We start from the raw sequence: 17,162 nt of genomic DNA, 5'->3' as shown, positions 1-17,162 counted from the left end.
AATAAAATCCAGGCTTTTAGGAATGGGTCAAAAGACCTTGTCGGAATGCAAGTGAAATGTCTTTACACGTGTTGTGTATAGGTGTATAATTTCTTTCGGTAAGACAGGAGGTCATGGAATGAAAAAGTTCTTAAATAAAAAAGGTGTGTACATTTCGGTTCATGCCTATTTCATAACGGCTCTGAGTTATATGGCTCTTGGACTTTTTTCTTCATTAATTATCGGGCTGATTATGAAAACGATTGGTGAACAGCTGGATTTGGGGATGTTTTCAGCTTCTCTTATTGATATGGGAACCTTCGCTATGGATGCAAAGATATGGGGAGGAGCCATCGGGGCGGCTGTAGCCTACGGGTTGAAAGCACCGCCGCTGGTCATCTTTGCTGCCTTATTCAGCGGGGCTTACGGAGCGGATCTCGGCGGCCCGGCCGGCAGTTATATTGCTGCCTTGTTTGCAACGGAATTTGGAAAGGTTGTCAGTAAGGAAACGAAACTTGATATTATCCTTACTCCTTTTTCTACGATTTTGGCAGGGTACTTCGTTGGTGTGATCATTGGAGCGCCGATTGGAGCATTTATGACCGGAATGGGTGAAATCATCAATTGGTCCACTCAACAGCAGCCACTGTTGATGGGTGTCCTTGTTGCCGTTCTCATGGGGCTGGCCTTAACCGCTCCGATCTCGAGTCTGGCAATCGCTCTTATGCTGTCTTTGGAAGGGGCAGCTGCCGGAGCGGCTACTGTCGGCTGTGCAGCCCAGATGATTGGGTTTGCGGTGACAAGTTATAAAGATAATGGATTTGGAGGCGCCGTCGCCCAGGGGATCGGCACATCCATGCTCCAGGTAGCCAATGTCGTGAAAAAACCGTTGATCATCCTTCCGCCGACGCTGGCCGGGGCGCTGCTGGCTCCATTGGCGACGATGTGGCTGTCGATGGAAAACAATGCAGCCGGAGCCGGCATGGGTACAAGTGGATTTGTTGGTCAGATTATGACATTTGAGACGATGGGACTTTCGCTTGAAGTGGGTCTGATCATCCTTTTCCTCCATTTTATAGGGCCTGCGGTCATCAGCTATGGCTTCTATTATTGGTTTTCCAGAAAAGGGTGGATTGAGCCTGGAGACATGAGAATTGAATATGAGTGATCCTGTGCTAGAATAGCGGTGGAGGTGTCCTTATGATTACATTAGAATCGGATCAGCAATTAAAAGAATTGATAGAAAATGAATCGGTCATCCTGCTCTTTTCGGCGGACTGGTGCCCGGACTGCCGGGTGATCGAGCCCTTCCTTCCTGAGCTGGAAGAAAAATATTCCCAATGGACATTTGTTTATGTAGACCGTGATCAATTTATCCACGTCTGCGCCGAAAATGACATTTTTGGAATTCCGAGCTTTCTTGCTTTCCGCGAAGGCGGAGAAGCCGGACGGTTTGTCAGTAAAGATCGTAAGACAAAAGAAGAAATCGAAGCTTTCCTAACGAACGTTTCCGGTTAACCTACAGACAGGCTGTGCAGATGGCGCAGCCTGTCTGCTTTTTTTACTACAAAGATGTGTGTATAATGGAAGAGTATGCAAATCGAAGAGAAATCAACGACATGATCTTCTTTCTTCCCAGGTAAAAGGAGGAAAAACCAATGAAAATGACGAGTATTAAAATGAAGAAGAAATTAGAGGAGCGGCTGGCCCGGGACGAGTGGAAAGCTACCTTTAACCGAGATAAGGACACATTCAGAATTGAATGGGCAGAGTCTGGAAAAGGGATCACAATCACCCTCCCCAATGTCATATCTAAATACCAAGCGCGCGGGGAAGAGGCTCTTGATGAGCTGGAAGACCATGTAACAGAAGCCCTGCGTGTGATGGAGGAAGATCACCAACTGACAGGAAAGGAACAGTATATCTTTCCTGTTATTCGTGCGGCTTCTTTCCCAACAGAGACAGAGCAGGGGAAAAAGCTCGTTTATACAGATCATACGGCTGAAACCCGTATTTATTATGCCATTGATCTTGGGAAGTCCTATCAGCTGATTGATGAGGATATGCTGAAAAAAGAAAAGTGGGATCTTGACAGGATCCGGGAAATTTCAGGTTTCAACGTCCGGTCTCTGAAAACCAATCTGAAAAAAGATACGGTCTATGGCAATGATTTTTATTTTCATTCCGCCGGTGACGGGTATGATGCAAGCAGGATTCTGAATGAAGCCCTGCTTGAACAGCTCAAGGCAGAAGCCAAAGGAGAGCTTGCCATCAGCATTCCGCACCAGGATGTTATCATTTTTGCGGATGTTCAAAATCCAGAAGGCTATGATATATTAGCTCAGATGGCTATGAAGTTCTTTGCTGAAGGAACGGTCCCCGTAACTTCTTTGAGCTTTCTTTATGAAGATAAACAATTGGAGCCGATATTCATTCTGGCTCAGAAAAAACCGAAAAAGGACCGAAAGGAAGAGTAGATCATGCACGTATTTTACAACAAGCAAGGAATTGGAGACGTTTTACTTATTCCCGTGAAGGAAGGCAGCCGGGACGAAATCAAACAGGAATCCTATGGTGATGTCGTAAAAATCACTGATAAAAGAGATGGATCCCTGCTTGGGTACAACATCTTCCATGCCTCCAAGTATTTCAATATTGAAGGACAGGGCAAAATCCGTTTAACGGAAGACGTGCTGGCTCCTATCAAGGATCTTTTTACGCAGAATGAATTGAATGATGTCCTTGATTTCGACCTCAGCCCTAAGTTTGTCGTAGGGTACGTAAAAGAAAAAGCCCCTCATGAAAATGCGGATAAATTAAGCGTGTGTCAGGTGGACGTTGGAGATGAAACTCTTCAAATCGTCTGTGGTGCACCGAATGTGGATGCAGGACAGAAGGTGGTTGTAGCGAAAGTAGGAGCTGTCATGCCAGGTGGAATGAAGATTAAGGACGCGAAGCTTAGAGGTGTTCCATCTTCAGGAATGATCTGCTCTGCCAAGGAACTCAATCTGCCGGATGCACCTGAGGAGAAGGGTATTCTTGTATTGGATGACCAATATGAAACAGGGCAGACGTTTGAAATGGAATAACTCTGTCTAAAAGCAAAGCAGCTGGTCTGCTTTGCTTTTTTTTGATTCAAAAGTCATTTTTAAAGCGATTGTAAACCAAACCCTGCTGTAAACCTGTTAAAATATAAGGGAATCAGCATTATGATTTAAATTGGAAAAGAGTGTGAACTTAATGTGGAAAGACTTAAAAGATAAAATGAAACGCTTGTTTGAACAGGAAGAAAACCATGCTGAAGAAGCTGCCGTACATAAAGAAGAAAAGAAAGATGTCAACGCAAAAACAAAAATGACCTATCGATATCCGAAGCAGGGAGAATTCCGTTTCCCTGTCATTCCAGATCAGGATCAGGAACGCAGAGAACATGTGTCACGCGCAAGATCTGAGCGCAGACGTCATGTTCAGGAAGAAGAGCCGGAAGTAGAAAAACGACCACAGCGCAGGCAGAGAAAACAGCCGGAACCGGAAGAGGAATTGAAAGAGACACTTGAAACGACGTCCATTCCTTTTACTCCAAGTGATGTTCCCTCCCCTATCTTTGGCTATCAAACCAGGCAGATGACGAAAGGGCTGCAGAACCTGGAGTATACAGTCGAGGAAAATTCCAAGCCGGAATTTTATACAGGTTCCTATGAAGAGAAAAAGTGGCAGGATTTACGGGAAAAATTGAGAGAGCGCGTCCAGGTTGGCAGGAAACAGCCGGATGCTGTGACTCCATCCGAGGGTGAGCCGGAACGGGAAAGCCGTCAGGAAGGTGCGGCGTCGCTGGAAATGGAAGTGCCTGTCCAGGAGGAGCTTCCAAATAGAAATGAAGAGCTGTCGAAGCTCAAAAATGATTCCATGCGCGACGAACATACCGAAGAGACGCCGGCAGACAAAGAGTCCCACGAACACGAAGACACATCCACAGTAGATTTGGAAATGCATGCATTGAATCCGGGGAAGGGAGACAGCTCTGTGGAAACCGGTTCAGATCAGGAAGTCCATTCAGAAGCGCCTGAAGAAGAAACATACAGGTACCGTCTGCAGGATATCTTCGACCAGGATTCTCCAACCATAGACAAAACCAATGCATATGGTAATGGAGAGGTTTATACAGAAGAAGAGAAGCCGGAGAATGAAGAAACTCAAGATGCCCCGTTTGAAGATGATACTTCTGAGGCGGCAGAGCGGCCGTTCATCAATGAAGAGGAAGAAGAAGCCGCTCCAGACAGTGTTGGAGAGCTTCCTGACCCGGAAGAATATAGAGCAGAGGAAGAAACAGCAGAGCTCGAGGTTGAGATGGAAACCGAGCGGACTGAGGTAAATCAAGCTGAATTCGAGGAGTCGGAAGCTCACACGGCTGAGGACGTTTCTGAGGCGGCAGAACGACCGTTGATCAATGAAGAGGAAGAAGAAGCCGCTCCAGACAGTGTTGGAGAGCTTCCTGACCCGGAAGAATATAGGGCAGAGGAAGAAACAGCAGAGCTCGAGGTTGAGACGGAAACCGAGCGGACTGAGGTAAATCAACCAGAATCCCAGGATATGGAAACTCACTCAGCTGAGAACGAAGCCGGAGATAGGGCAGAGGGAACCGAAGAACTTCCAGATGCCGGCACAGGACATGAGGCTGTGTCTGAATTGGATGAACAGGAGAGGGGAACGGAAGAAGACATGGAGCCCCAACCGCTTGGGGAAAAACCGTCAGGATCCCGGGAAGACCAAGAGGAAACACGAAAATCCTCTTCCAGAAGAAGCGTGCCATTTAATGTGCTTATGACGCCTCGGGATAAGCGGTCAAGAGATCATCAGAAGACGGAAGCTCCTAAACAGGAAGAACCCAAGCCTGAAACTGTCCAAACGAAGGAAGCTCAGGTGGAGAAACCAGCACCTGAACAGGAAGAAGAAGCAGGAAGAAGACCTCCTGAATATGTACGGAGTGAATATCAGACACCGCTGCATCTACTCGAGGATCCTGTCCGTCCATCCACAGATGATGACAGCTGGATTACCGGGCAGATGGAACTGCTCGAAACAACCCTGCGTCACTTCCATGTCCGGGCGAATGTTATCAATGCAATGAAGGGCCCTTCTGTCACACGTTTCGAAGTTCAGCCGGAGCCGGGAGTGAAAGTAAGCAAAATCACCAACCTCGCGGATGATATAAAACTGAGCATGGCTGCAAAAGATATACGTATAGAAGCTCCGATTCCAGGAAAGCAGGCCGTCGGAATTGAAGTTCCCAACAAACAGCCACAGATGGTGGGACTGCAGGAGATTTTTGAGGATGAAGCCTTTTCTCAAGAACAGTCCCCGCTTTCTGTCGGACTCGGCCTTGATATCGGTGGGGAGTCGATTGTGACCAACCTGAAAAAGATGCCGCACGGGTTGATTGCAGGGGCTACAGGTTCAGGGAAAAGTGTGTGTATCAACACCATTCTTGTCAGCTTGTTATACAAAGCACACTATGATGATGTGAAGTTTCTGCTGATTGATCCTAAGATGGTGGAACTGGCGCCTTACAATGACCTCCCTCATTTAGTCGCACCAGTCATTACTGATGTAAAAGCGGCCACGACAGCTCTGAAGTGGGCCGTAAAAGAAATGGAAGAGCGGTATGAAAAGTTCGTAGCCGAAGGCGTCAGGGATGTGGAGCGTTTCAACGATAAGATGATTAAACAGGGACGTGCTTCTGAGAAGCTTCCTTATCTTGTAATCGTGATTGATGAGCTTGCCGACCTGATGATGGTTTCTCCGCAGGATGTCGAAGATGCCATCTGCCGGATTGCTCAAAAGGCTCGTGCCTGTGGCATTCACCTGCTGCTTGCTACTCAGCGTCCGTCTGTAGATGTCATTACAGGCCTTATCAAAGCGAATATTCCAACGAGGATCGCCTTCAGTGTATCTTCCCAGGTGGATTCCCGTACCATCATCGATTCGTCAGGTGCCGAGAAGCTGTTAGGAAAAGGGGACATGCTTTTCGTTGAAAATGGTTCAGGTCAGCCTGTCCGGATTCAGGGAGCTTTCGTATCAGATGACGAAATTGAACGGGTCACGAGCTTTGTGAAGAAAATGGCTCCTCCTCAGTATCTGTTCCATCAGGATGAATTGATCAAGCAGGTATCGACAGAAGAAGAGACGGATGAGCTGTTTGATGAAGCGGTTGATTTCGTCCTTGCTCAGAACGGAGCCAGTGCCTCTTTGATCCAGCGCCGCTTCAAAGTCGGGTACAATAGAGCCGCCCGCCTCATTGACCAGATGGAGGACTATGGGATTATTTCTGAACAGAAGGGAAGCAAACCGAGGGATGTCCTTCTGACCAGACAGCAGATCGAAGAAATAATGGACTAAAATCTTGGAGATTGGTCGAAAGGCTTGTGAAACAGGTCTCAATTTTATATGATGGACTATGAATAAAAATTCGACCAATTACGACCTATATGTTTAAGGAGTTAAGCCATGAAGGAAATTGCACTTAAATTAAATGGGGAGATCAGCCGACTGACCAACAAGACATTCAAGTTTGATGAACGCGTTGCTGAAGGCTGGTTCTCTGCCGTCTATTTTTTGAAGACCCGGGATATCGTTAAAAGCCACCTTCCTGATAATAAGGTGACGATGCAGTTTTTCCAGAAGGATCATGCCGTTTTATGCGGGACGGATGAAGTGATTGCCCTTATCCATACCTTTGCGGACCATCCGGAGGAATTGGAGATTCATTCTCTGAAAGATGGCGATAAGATCAGTCCGTATGAAACTGTTCTTACAGTCACGGGCCCTTATCAATATTTCGGATTTCTGGAGGGGATCATTGACGGTATTCTGGCCCGGCGTACATCTGTGGCCACCAATGTCTACAATGTCGTAAAAGCGGCCAGATCCTCCGGCAAACAAAAACCGATTATTTTTATGGGAGACCGGGATGACCACTTTACGCAGCAGTCCGGGGATGGATATTCTGCATTCATCGGGGGATCGACTGCCCAGGCCACCCACGCCATGAATGAATGGTGGGGGAAAGAAGGAATGGGTACGATGCCCCACGCGCTGATCCAAATGTTTAAAGGTGATGTAGTCGCGGCTACAAAAGCCTATCATGAACAATTCCCGGACGATCAGCTCATGGCTCTCGTTGATTATAATAATGATGTCATTACAGATTCCCTTAGCGTTGCCCGGGAATTCGGAGACGAGTTGAAAGGCGTCCGCCTGGATACGTCAAGGAATCTCGTGGACAAATATTTCCTGAGAAATCAGCATCTGATGGGGACATTTGATCCGAGAGGGGTCAATCCTGAATTAATCTTTGCCTTACGCCGGGCATTGGATCAGGAAGGATTCCGTCATGTGAAGATTGTCGTGAGCGGCGGGTTCACGAAGGAACGTATCCGCGCGTTTGAAGAGAAAAAAGTTCCTGTTGATATGTATGGAGTAGGTGGAAGCCTCTTGAAGATAGGAATCGGATTTACGGGGGATAACGTCATCATTGATGGCGAAGCGGAAGCCAAGGAAGGCCGTCGTTTCAAACCGAATCCAAGACTGGAATATGTAGAATATACAGGACCAGCCGAATAGCAGTTTGGAAGGTGCGGACGATCCTCGTTGGTGCCTTCCCGGCAGGTCCTGCTTTTTCTAAAGCGATTTCCGTGATAAGATAAGGAAATGCAGACAAGGACTCATCTGTGCAGAGAGGTGAAGCGCAGATCGATCCTCGTTACATATACTATACCTAAAGTGACCCACTTTATTTTGGAGGTTCTTGTTTATGACAACTTACCATTTCATTGGTATCAAAGGAACTGGAATGAGTTCGCTTGCCCAGATTCTCCACGACTCGGGCGAGAAAGTTCAAGGATCAGACGTAGATAAACGCTTTTTTACACAAGACGTACTAGAAGCTAAAAATATAGAGATCATGTCTTTTTCAGAAGAAAACATTACTGACGGCCAGACGATTATTGCCGGAAATGCCTTTGGGGACGATCATGAAGAAATCGTGGCAGCCAGGGAGAAAGGTCTGCCGTTTTACCGGTACCACGATTTTTTAGGTGAGTGGCTGCAGAAGTATACAAGTATAGCTGTCACAGGCGCACACGGGAAAACGTCGACAACCGGCCTTCTTGCACATGTGCTGACAGAGAACTACCCGACGTCCTTCCTGATAGGGGACGGAACCGGGCAGGGTCATGAAGACAGTCAATACTTTGCTTTTGAAGCATGCGAGTACCGCCGTCATTTTCTTGCTTATGAGCCGGATTATGCCATCATGACAAACATTGACTTTGACCACCCGGATTACTTCTCAAGTGTGGAGGATGTTTTCCAGGCCTTTCAACAGATGGCAAAACAGGTGAAGAAAGGGATTATTGCGTGCGGGGATGATGAGCATCTGCAGCATATTCAGGCCAACGTCCCTGTCCTTTACTATGGACTGGCTGACACGAACGATTTCCAGGCTCAGAATATCCGTGAAGGTGAAGATGGAACGACGTTTGACGTGTTTGTGCGCAACAACTTTTATGATACATTCACGATCCCGCAGTACGGAAACCACACCGTTTTGAATGCCCTCAGCGTGATTGCTCTCTGCCATTATGAGCAGATGCAGCCGGAGCAGATCAAAAAGCTTGCCACATTTAAAGGTGTAAAGCGCCGCTTTACCGAAAAGGTCTGGCATAATCAGATTCTTGTCGATGACTATGCCCATCACCCGATCGAAATTACAGCGACCATCGACTCAGCACGTAAGAAATATGCCGATCGACCGGTCATCGCTATTTTCCAGCCCCATACCTTTACAAGGACAAAAACGTTCTTGAATGAGTTTGCGGAAAGCTTGAAGGAAGCGGATCATGTATACTTGTGCGATATCTTTGGTTCGGCCCGTGAAAATGGCGGAAAACTGACCATTGACCATCTGCAGGAGCTGATTCCTGAATCCAAGGTCCTTCAACTGGATGAAACGCAGCAGCTGGCCGAGTATGATGATGCTGTTCTTCTTTTCATGGGAGCCGGGGATATTCAAAAGTTCCAGGACGCTTACGAAAAGCAGTACAATTAAGCAGGCATGCGGCTTTCAACTTTGAAAAGCCGCATGTTTTTTCAATAAAAGTAGAAAATTGGCTGATAAAAAAAGGATATTATGTTTAAGATAGCGAATATGTCCATTTATAAGCAGCCTTCACGTTTAGGAAAAGCCTGATTAGGGCAATAACTAAACTGTGTTGATTACATAAGAAGGAGTGTGCAGGGGGAATGATCAATATCCTTTACATTGCTGCTTTAATTGCAGCAGTGGCTTTTGCTGTTCTTGTAATTTTCTTAGCAAGAACGTTAACGGCTGTACGCCGTACAATGAACAACGTCGCTGATACCCTTGAGGGTGTAGAGAAACAAATGGAAGGCATCACTCTTGAGACCACTGAGCTGTTGAATAAAACGAATAAGCTGGCTGAGGATGTAGGCGAGAAATCGCAGAAACTCAATACATTAGTTGATGGTGTAAAGGGTATAGGGGATACCGTACAGGAATTTAACCAATCCATACGTTCTGTATCCAAGGGTTTTACTCAGTCAGCCAATGAGCACACAGACTCAGCTGCCCAGGCAGTCAAGTGGGGGCAGGTGGCGATCAGCCTTTGGAAGAAAGCGAAGAAAGAAGATAAGAATTCATAAGGAGGAATTAACATGGGACAACAAAACAAAGAACAAAATAATGGTAGAGATTTTGTACTGGGTTCGCTGATCGGCGGTTTAGTCGGTGCAGCTGTTGCCTTGCTCTTTGCTCCGAAATCCGGACGTGAACTGCGCGAGAACATCAATCAAGGCTCCGGGGAGTTGAGAGAGCGTGCCGGCGAGTGGAAGGATGTCGCTTATGAAAAGGGCGGAGAATGGAAAGACCGTGCTGTTGAATCCTCTTCCCATCTGACAAAATCCGTTTCTGAAAAATCTCAGGAGTGGAGCGGACTGATGAAGGACAAAGTGAAAAACATCCGTACAAATGAAGAAGATGAAGCGGAAAGAGCCGCTCAGGAAGTAGCTGAAGCCATCGAGGAAGCTGCTCAGGAGCTGGAAAGACAGCAGGACTCTACGACATCGACAAATATTTGACACAGTATGGAGACTGTCCGCAGTCTCCATCTTTCTTTTAGGAGGAATAGAAATGACAATCGAAGTGATTCAAGACAAACAGGCATTTGAACAGGTGGTTAGCGAAAAAGAGGCATTTATCCTGCTCAAGCACAGTTTAACATGCCCGGTCAGCACGTTTGCTCATCACCAATATAAGCAGTTCACCGACGGAGCGGATGTACCGTGCTACATTCTTCATATCCAGGAGGCAAGAGATTTGTCCAATCATATTGCTGCGGAATATGATGTCCAGCATGAATCCCCACAGGCCCTTTATTTTAAAAACGGGCAGGTGGTATGGCACGACAGCCATGGCGCAATTACAGCAGATCAGCTGAAAGAAGTCACAGCATAAGAACACGGTTTTATGGAGGAAGGTTCAAGATAAGCTTGATCCTTCCTCCAACTTTTTAGCCAGTTTTTCATGAAAACACTTTCAAAGGGATGACAATATTCAAAAAGTTAGCTATAATTGTCCCTAATTATTTCATAATACTTATGATTCTAATTATCAAATATCATTGTAGGGGGACGTAAGCATGAGTAATCAAAAGCTTGACCAGTTGCGCAGCGAGTTGGATAAGGTTAATTTAGACCTTTTGAGTTTAATCAATAAACGCGGTGATCTGGTAAAGGAAATTGGTCAGATCAAAGAACAGCAGGGGATGAACCGCTTCGATCCAGTAAGGGAGAGAGCGATGCTGGACCAGTTGTCCCAGCACAATGATGGACCTTTCGAGGATTCAACAATCGTACATTTATTCAAGGAAATCTTCAAAGCAGCGCTGGAACTGCAGGAAGATGACCACCGTAAAGCACTGCTTGTATCCAGGAAGAAAAAGCCTGAAGATACAGTCGTTGAAATAAAAGGAGAACAAGTCGGAAACGGCACACCTTCCTTTGTTATGGGGCCATGTGCGGTGGAAAGCTACGAGCAGGTATCTGAAGTGGCCAAAGCTGTGAAAGCAGAAGGTCTGACACTGCTTCGTGGTGGAGCCTTCAAACCGAGAACTTCTCCATATGACTTCCAGGGACTTGGTCTGGAAGGATTGAAGATTTTGAAACAGGCGGCAGATGAGCAGGGACTTGCAGTCGTCAGTGAAATCGTGAACCCAGGAGACCTGGAAGAAGCTCTGGAATACCTGGATGTCATTCAAATCGGTGCCCGAAACATGCAGAACTTCGAGCTTCTGAAAGCCGCAGGTTCTGTGAACAAGCCGGTACTACTTAAACGTGGATTGTCAGCAACGATTGCCGAGTTCATCAATGCAGCTGAATACATCATCTCACGTGGGAATGAAAACATCATTCTCTGTGAGCGCGGTATCCGCACCTACGAAAAAGCAACAAGGAATACATTGGACATTTCCGCTGTCCCGATCCTTAAGCAGGAAACCCACCTGCCGGTCATGGTGGATGTAACGCACTCAACCGGCCGTCGCGACCTACTGCTTCCTACAGCGAAAGCAGCAATCGCTGTCGGTGCCGATGGTGTCATGGCTGAAGTTCACCCGGATCCGGCTGTTGCTCTTTCGGATTCAGCTCAGCAGATGGATATTCCGACCTTCCACGCCTTCATGGAAGAACTGAAAAAATAACGGAGAAAAAAGATAAAGACAGGCTGATCAAACAGCCTGTCTTATTTTTTATTCATAGTTTCTAAAAAAATCAGGAAGACTATAAGTAACCTTTTGCACGAATTTAGGAATCCGTTATAATGGATAGGGTACAAACTCTAGAGAACCGTATGATTATTGCGCAGGCAGGCGATCTGTCGTATGATTGTTCTTATAAGTACTACGGTACGACAGGATTCGATGAGGAGGAAATTAGATGAATGTAACAATATATGATGTAGCACGCGAAGCTAACGTTTCAATGGCAACCGTTTCGCGGGTCGTCAACGGGAACCCGAATGTGAAACCCGCCACAAGAAAGAAAGTACATGATGCGATTGAACGGCTCGGCTACCGTCCAAACGCAGTAGCGAGAGGTCTTGCGAGTAAGAAGACAACGACAGTGGGTGTCATTATTCCGGATATCTCCAGCATTTTCTTCGCAGAATTGGCACGGGGAATTGAAGATATCGCAACCATGTACAACTATAACATTATCTTAAGTAACTCAGACCAGAACAAAGACAAAGAGCTTCATTTGATCAATGCCATGCTCGGCAAGCAGGTGGATGGACTGATCTTCATGGGTGGCGACATTACCGATGACCACATCCGTGAGTTCAAGACGTCTTCTGTACCGATTGCGCTGGCGGCGACTGTTGATGAGACTCAGGAAACGCCATCTGTAAACATTGATTATGAAGAAGCGGCCTATGATGCAACGAAGATGCTTCTGGACTCCAATAACGAGCGGATTGCCTTCATTTCCGGACCGGAGAATACATTAATCAATACAAGAAAAGTGACAGGCTTCAAACGTGCCATGAGTGAAAAGGGCGTCGAGGATGCTGACAAATACATCGTAACTGGAGATTATTCCTACGATTCCGGTCATGAAGCGCTTGAGCAGATCCTTGAGATGGACGAACAGCCGTCAGCCGTTTTCGTTTCTTCTGATGAAATGGCCCTCGGGGTTATTCACGGAGCGCAGGACCGCGGCATTCGTGTACCTGAGGATATGGAAGTATTCGGTTTTGATAATACACGTCTGGCTACCATGGTGCGTCCAACGCTTTCCACTGTTGTACAGCCAATGTATGACATCGGAGCAGTGGCCATGCGTCTGCTTACGAAATTCATGAACAAAGAAGAAGTAGAGGAACAGAACGTGGTTCTTCCACACCGAATTATTGAAAGAAACTCAACTCAGCAGAAATAGTACCGATATATGTACTAAAAGGTACTTGTTCGAACTGAGGAGAGAGTGAAATGACAAAAAAAGATTTAATGACTCCCATAGGAATTACTCTTGGATTTGCTATGGTTATGGTTGGAATCATGTCCAACGCAGGCATCGGAGGGGCCGCCTCCTTTATACAAATATCCTCTATCGTGATTGTGCTGGGAGGGCTGGCCGCCGCTATTCTCGTGAACTTCAATCTTACTGAAGTGAAGCTGACCTTCCGTGTGACGAAGGAAGCCTTCAAAGAAAGCAGCATGAACCTGAGAGAGCTGATCAGCCTCTTTGTGAGGCTTTCTGAGCGGGCCCGGAGGGAAGGGCTGCTTGCCTTGGAAGCTGAGCTTGAGGAAGTGGAGGATCCTTTTATAAGGAAAGGGATTCTTCTGGCTGTTGACGGTGTAGAGCCTGATGTCATTAATGAAATTATGAATGCGGAGATTTCCGCTGTGGAAGAGCGGCACCAAAAAGGAAGAGCTCTTATTGAAAAGGCGGGGGAATATGCTCCTGCCTGGGGAATGATTGGAACGCTGATTGGTCTTGTCCTGATGCTTTCCAGCTTATCCACTCCGGAAGAGCTTGGTCCTAAAATGGCCGTCGCTCTTCTTACTACTTTCTATGGAACACTGCTCGCCAACCTTGTTTTCATTCCGATGGCGGGGAAACTTGAGAACAAAACGGACCAGGAAGTGTTCATGAAGCAGATTATCATCGAAGGGGTCATCGGCGTCCAGTCCGGCCAGAACCCGAAACTTCTGGAAGAAAAACTGGGAGCATTCCTGTCTGAAAATGATAAGAAGATTCTGGAAGACGAAGAACAAAACGATCCACTTGGGGAAGCAGCCAATGAGGCGTAGACCTAAAAAGAAGAAGCAGGACGGCGCACCCAAATGGATGACTACATATGCAGACATGATCACCCTTGTCCTTGTATTCTTTATTCTTTTATTTTCCATGTCCCAGATTAACCTCGATAAATTTGAGGCGATAGCAGAAAGCTTCCGAAACCGGATGATCCTGGACTTTTATCCTTCTGCTGTGGAAAACGAGAATCCCACTGATCAGGCTGAGATAGAGGAAAACGGTGAAAAGAATAATGAATTTGACATGCCGCCGGAAGAAGCGGAATCTTCACAATCAAGTGAGGCTGAAGCGGAAAAGGAGCAGGACCTGGATGAACTGAAGCAGGAGATCGATGAATACCTGAAGGAAAACGATTTGAGCGACATTATTGCTGCGACAAATTCCGACCGCGGCGTCGTCCTCGTTCTTGAAGAACAGCTGCTCTTTGAAACAAGTGAGGCAGAAATTCTGGACCAGGCTAAGCCGTTCTTATCCAAGGTAGGCACCCTGCTTGAAAACATTCCGAACTTTGTCAAAGTGGAAGGGCATACGGATAACCGTCAGATTTCCAGCTACCGCTATCCTTCAAACTGGGAATTGTCCGGAGCACGGGCGAGCAGTGTTATCCGGTATATCCTGGATAACACGGAGGACATGGACCCGAAGAGGTTTACCGCTGTTGCTTACGGAGAGACGAGACCGGTCGCTCCTAATGATTCTGAGGAGAACTGGAGCAGGAACCGAAGGGTTGAAATTGTCATTTTAGATCCGGCTTACGAAAATTCCGGATCTTAAAAGCCACTACATAAGTAGTGGCTTTTTTTACTACAAGGAATTGAATTTCTTTTGGTTATGAATCAGCTGCAGTGCTTTTTCCAACAGCTTATTGTTCTTTTCTGTAATTTCTTCCCTTCTCGGTATAGGTTTGAAAGCGTTTGGTGGATCGTTCCATGCATCGGGTAGAGAAACGGGGGATTTTTTTTCCCATTTCTTCAGCCATTCGACAGGGAGGGGACCTGTAAAAGGTTCTTCTTCCAACATAACTTTCCAAATTTGAGCCCAAGCTCTCGGGACAACACGCCAGATGTCATACCCGCCCCCGCCAAGTGCCACCCAGCGCCCTTCACAGTATTGATGAGCCAGTTCATGGGCAATTGCAGGTATGCGCTCGTAAATGGCCATCGTTGAGCTTAGATGGGTCAGAGGATCAAGGAAATGAGCATCCGCCCCGTTCTGCGTAATAATGATGTCGGGCTTGAAATAATCGGTAATTTCCTTGAAAGCGGATTCATAAACGTGCAGAAATGACTCATCCTCAGTGAAGGCATCGATTGGCAGGTTAAAAGAATATCCGTATCCTTCTTTCAATCCTCGTTCATTCACATGTCCTGTACCGGGAAACAGGTACCGCCCTGTTTCGTGGATGGACAGTGTACAGACGTTGGGATCATCGTAAAAGGCCCACTGTACGCCATCCCCGTGATGAGCGTCTGTATCAACATAAAGGACCTTGTAATCGTATTTCCGGCGGATGTATTTAATACCTACGGCTCCGTCATTGTAAATACAGAAGCCTGAGGCTTTGCGTTCAAATCCATGATGGAGGCCGCCTCCCAGATTAAGGGCGTGTGTGACATCACCGTCAAGAACCGCATCAATAGCAGACAATGTACTGCCTACAAGCAGCTGTGAAGCTTCATGCATACCTTCAAACATTGGTGTATCTTCTGTTCCTATTCCGTATTCAAGCCCTTCCTCTTCCGACAATTTACCTTCTGATGCTTTTTTCACCGCCTGGATATATGCTGGACTGTGGGCAAGACGGAGTTCTTCCTCTGTTGCCATTCTGGGAGTGATCAAGTGATTTTCCTCAAGCATGCCTGCTGCATCCAGAAGTTCCTTTGCCAGGACGACTCTCATCTGATTGAAAGGATGGTCATCCCGGAACCGATAGGAAGTGAAATCGTTGGAGTATACAAATCCTGCTTTACAAGTCATAGGGACTCTCCGGCTTCTTAGGCCACAAAACTTCATAGCCTGCTTCCTCCAGATCTTCAACGGTGGGAAGTGGGTTCATCGTCTGAATCCGGACCACGACGACTTTGTACTTGGCATCCGGCTTGTAAGGATAAATGAGGATGGAGCTGATATTCACTTTGCGTTTTCCGAATACTTGCGTCACTTGAGGAAGAATCCCTGGTTTGTTCATGACTTTCACTTCAATCTGGGAACTCTGGACGTGGGTGCCCGTTAATTGAATCAACGTATAGAGCATGTCTTTTTCCGTTACAATTCCGACCAGTTTCCCGTCTCTGGTGACAGGAACACAGGCAATTTCCTGTTCATAAAAGATGGAAGCTGTTTCTTCGACAAAATCAAGAGGGTGCACGGTCGTCACCGGATAAGTCATGATGGAGCGGATCGGATACTGCAGTTCCTCCTGTCCGGTGTCTTCTTCCAAAATCGATGGACTGGCATCTCTGACATCACGGTCAGAAACAATACCTATGACAGCCCGGTCCTCGTCTATAATAGGGATATGCCGGATATGGTGTTCATGGAGAAGTTTCAACGCTGTTTCAATCGTTTCATCCGGAGTAAGTGTAATCACCTGGTCCTTCATGATTTCTTCTACTAACAATTCCGCTACCTCCTCAGCTGGCGATTTCGGTGCCTCGTTAAAAAGCGCAGTTGATCAAATGTCTCTACTGATGATTCAGGAACCCGGCTGCCTACTCTGACCATAAGGCAGTTGGCTGGGTGGGATATGATTTCAGGATCATCGGTGGGGGAAGGGGTCAATCCGCCTGCAGCCATCATCTTTTCCATGACCTTTCGATAATCCCATATGTTCAGCCCTGTTCCTTTCAAGTCCCAATGCCAGTAATATTCAGTGGAAATGATAATGTAATTTTCCATATAGTCATCCATCATGGAAAGTTTCAAGAGACGTGAGCCAATCCGGTACCCGCGAAACTTCGGGCTGACTTCAATGGCGCCCAGTTCAATCAAATCTTCCATGTTTCCTTCCGACCACCGTTCCAGGGGGTCTGGATGCAGGTAGGTCACATAGCCGATGATCTCTTCGCTGTTTCTTGCAATGATGATCCGGCCTTCTTCGAAATCCGCGATGCTCTTTACAGCTTCAAATTGTTTTTCCGGCGGTCGGAAAGCGACAAGGCCTTCGTTAAACGTAAAATGTGATAATTCTTCTGATGTCAGCGGTCCTTCAACAATAATCGGCCCATGCTCAGAGCTGAAGGATTCGCTGTAATAAGTTTTTTCATGATTCATTCAGTCACCACCTGAAA

The 17,162-nt window shown here is 46.7% G+C and carries 17 protein-coding genes; 14 read left to right on the top strand and 3 right to left on the bottom strand.

Features of this window, described 5'->3' with window-relative positions; all coding sequences use genetic code 11:
* The first annotated feature begins 118 nt into the window (after positions 1–118).
* The 14 genes from ACXAGL_RS01830 to motS all read left to right on the top strand — a co-directional run bounded on the left by ACXAGL_RS01830 (position 119) and on the right by motS (position 14,646).
* Positions 119–1,147: a PTS sugar transporter subunit IIC gene (locus tag ACXAGL_RS01830; protein WP_474969230.1), complete on the top strand. Its 1,029-nt coding sequence runs from the start codon at positions 119–121 to the stop codon at positions 1,145–1,147.
* Between the two features lie 32 nt (positions 1,148–1,179).
* Positions 1,180–1,497, top strand: coding sequence for a thioredoxin family protein (locus tag ACXAGL_RS01825; RefSeq protein WP_474969229.1), 318 nt, complete (start codon positions 1,180–1,182; stop codon positions 1,495–1,497).
* A gap of 140 nt (positions 1,498–1,637) precedes the next feature.
* Complete coding sequence (locus ACXAGL_RS01820) at positions 1,638–2,456, top strand: DUF1444 domain-containing protein (RefSeq protein ID WP_474969228.1); 819 nt, start codon at positions 1,638–1,640, stop codon at positions 2,454–2,456.
* Positions 2,457–2,459: 3 nt separating this feature from the next.
* A complete protein-coding gene (gene ytpR / locus ACXAGL_RS01815; RefSeq protein WP_474989581.1) occupies positions 2,460–3,068 on the top strand; it encodes a YtpR family tRNA-binding protein in 609 nt (202 codons plus the stop codon).
* A 151-nt stretch (positions 3,069–3,219) separates the two neighbouring features.
* Positions 3,220–6,375: a DNA translocase FtsK gene (locus tag ACXAGL_RS01810; protein WP_474989579.1), complete on the top strand. Its 3,156-nt coding sequence runs from the start codon at positions 3,220–3,222 to the stop codon at positions 6,373–6,375.
* 108 nt (positions 6,376–6,483) lie between these two features.
* Positions 6,484–7,599, top strand: a complete 1,116-nt coding sequence (locus ACXAGL_RS01805) for a nicotinate phosphoribosyltransferase (RefSeq protein WP_474969225.1) — start codon at positions 6,484–6,486, stop codon at positions 7,597–7,599.
* Positions 7,600–7,789: 190 nt separating this feature from the next.
* Positions 7,790–9,085, top strand: a complete 1,296-nt coding sequence (murC, locus tag ACXAGL_RS01800) for a UDP-N-acetylmuramate--L-alanine ligase (protein ID WP_474969224.1) — start codon at positions 7,790–7,792, stop codon at positions 9,083–9,085.
* Between the two features lie 194 nt (positions 9,086–9,279).
* Positions 9,280–9,699 (top strand): DUF948 domain-containing protein, encoded by a 420-nt coding sequence (locus tag ACXAGL_RS01795; protein ID WP_027955113.1) that lies wholly within the window; start codon positions 9,280–9,282, stop codon positions 9,697–9,699.
* Positions 9,700–9,711: 12 nt separating this feature from the next.
* A complete protein-coding gene (locus tag ACXAGL_RS01790; RefSeq protein WP_474969223.1) occupies positions 9,712–10,134 on the top strand; it encodes a YtxH domain-containing protein in 423 nt (140 codons plus the stop codon).
* A gap of 52 nt (positions 10,135–10,186) precedes the next feature.
* On the top strand, positions 10,187–10,510 hold the full coding sequence (gene ytxJ, locus ACXAGL_RS01785; RefSeq protein WP_474969222.1) for a bacillithiol system redox-active protein YtxJ: 324 nt from the start codon (positions 10,187–10,189) through the stop codon (positions 10,508–10,510).
* 184 nt (positions 10,511–10,694) lie between these two features.
* Entirely contained in the window at positions 10,695–11,753 is a 1,059-nt protein-coding gene (locus ACXAGL_RS01780; protein ID WP_474969221.1) for a bifunctional 3-deoxy-7-phosphoheptulonate synthase/chorismate mutase, read from the top strand.
* 235 nt (positions 11,754–11,988) lie between these two features.
* A complete protein-coding gene (ccpA, locus tag ACXAGL_RS01775; protein ID WP_474969220.1) occupies positions 11,989–12,990 on the top strand; it encodes a catabolite control protein A in 1,002 nt (333 codons plus the stop codon).
* Positions 12,991–13,040: 50 nt separating this feature from the next.
* Positions 13,041–13,865, top strand: a complete 825-nt coding sequence (gene motP, locus ACXAGL_RS01770; protein WP_474989577.1) for a flagellar motor protein MotP — start codon at positions 13,041–13,043, stop codon at positions 13,863–13,865.
* The gene (gene motS / locus ACXAGL_RS01765) at positions 13,855–14,646 is read left to right on the top strand and encodes a flagellar motor protein MotS (RefSeq protein WP_474989575.1); all 792 of its coding nucleotides are present in this window, start codon (positions 13,855–13,857) and stop codon (positions 14,644–14,646) included. The genes motP and motS overlap by 11 nt, the downstream gene beginning before the upstream one ends.
* A gap of 30 nt (positions 14,647–14,676) precedes the next feature.
* On the opposite strand, the gene ACXAGL_RS01760 is transcribed toward motS, so the two are convergent.
* From ACXAGL_RS01760 to ACXAGL_RS01750, 3 genes are read right to left on the bottom strand one after another with little or no spacing between them, the layout of a single operon-like run.
* The gene (locus tag ACXAGL_RS01760) at positions 14,677–15,849 is read right to left on the bottom strand and encodes an acetoin utilization protein AcuC (RefSeq protein ID WP_474989573.1); all 1,173 of its coding nucleotides are present in this window, start codon (positions 15,847–15,849) and stop codon (positions 14,677–14,679) included.
* Positions 15,839–16,492: an acetoin utilization AcuB family protein gene (locus tag ACXAGL_RS01755; RefSeq protein ID WP_474969215.1), complete on the bottom strand. Its 654-nt coding sequence runs from the start codon at positions 16,490–16,492 to the stop codon at positions 15,839–15,841. Before ACXAGL_RS01755 ends, ACXAGL_RS01760 begins: the two co-directional genes overlap by 11 nt.
* 5 nt (positions 16,493–16,497) lie before the next feature.
* Positions 16,498–17,145 (bottom strand): GNAT family N-acetyltransferase, encoded by a 648-nt coding sequence (locus ACXAGL_RS01750; protein ID WP_474969214.1) that lies wholly within the window; start codon positions 17,143–17,145, stop codon positions 16,498–16,500.
* Between the last annotated feature and the right edge of the window lie 17 nt (positions 17,146–17,162).

The organism is Halobacillus sp. ABA4_118 (assembly GCF_056160205.1).
Note: the sequence above shows the minus strand (reverse complement) of the source record. Positions and strands in the feature narration are given on the sequence as shown.

Bases quoted from the DNA above. Each gene is read 5' to 3' on its own strand.
- ACXAGL_RS01830 (WP_474969230.1), top strand. From the start codon at position 119: ATGAAAAAGTTCTTAAATAAAAAAGGTGTGTACATTTCGGTTCATGCC.
- ACXAGL_RS01825 (WP_474969229.1), top strand. From the start codon at position 1,180: ATGATTACATTAGAATCGGATCAGCAATTAAAAGAATTGATAGAAAAT.
- ACXAGL_RS01820 (WP_474969228.1), top strand. From the start codon at position 1,638: ATGAAAATGACGAGTATTAAAATGAAGAAGAAATTAGAGGAGCGGCTG.
- ytpR (WP_474989581.1), top strand. From the start codon at position 2,460: ATGCACGTATTTTACAACAAGCAAGGAATTGGAGACGTTTTACTTATT.
- ACXAGL_RS01810 (WP_474989579.1), top strand. From the start codon at position 3,220: ATGTGGAAAGACTTAAAAGATAAAATGAAACGCTTGTTTGAACAGGAA.
- ACXAGL_RS01805 (WP_474969225.1), top strand. From the start codon at position 6,484: ATGAAGGAAATTGCACTTAAATTAAATGGGGAGATCAGCCGACTGACC.
- murC (WP_474969224.1), top strand. From the start codon at position 7,790: ATGACAACTTACCATTTCATTGGTATCAAAGGAACTGGAATGAGTTCG.
- ACXAGL_RS01795 (WP_027955113.1), top strand. From the start codon at position 9,280: ATGATCAATATCCTTTACATTGCTGCTTTAATTGCAGCAGTGGCTTTT.
- ACXAGL_RS01790 (WP_474969223.1), top strand. From the start codon at position 9,712: ATGGGACAACAAAACAAAGAACAAAATAATGGTAGAGATTTTGTACTG.
- ytxJ (WP_474969222.1), top strand. From the start codon at position 10,187: ATGACAATCGAAGTGATTCAAGACAAACAGGCATTTGAACAGGTGGTT.
- ACXAGL_RS01780 (WP_474969221.1), top strand. From the start codon at position 10,695: ATGAGTAATCAAAAGCTTGACCAGTTGCGCAGCGAGTTGGATAAGGTT.
- ccpA (WP_474969220.1), top strand. From the start codon at position 11,989: ATGAATGTAACAATATATGATGTAGCACGCGAAGCTAACGTTTCAATG.
- motP (WP_474989577.1), top strand. From the start codon at position 13,041: ATGACAAAAAAAGATTTAATGACTCCCATAGGAATTACTCTTGGATTT.
- motS (WP_474989575.1), top strand. From the start codon at position 13,855: ATGAGGCGTAGACCTAAAAAGAAGAAGCAGGACGGCGCACCCAAATGG.
- ACXAGL_RS01760 (WP_474989573.1), bottom strand. From the start codon at position 15,849: ATGACTTGTAAAGCAGGATTTGTATACTCCAACGATTTCACTTCCTAT.
- ACXAGL_RS01750 (WP_474969214.1), bottom strand. From the start codon at position 17,145: ATGAATCATGAAAAAACTTATTACAGCGAATCCTTCAGCTCTGAGCAT.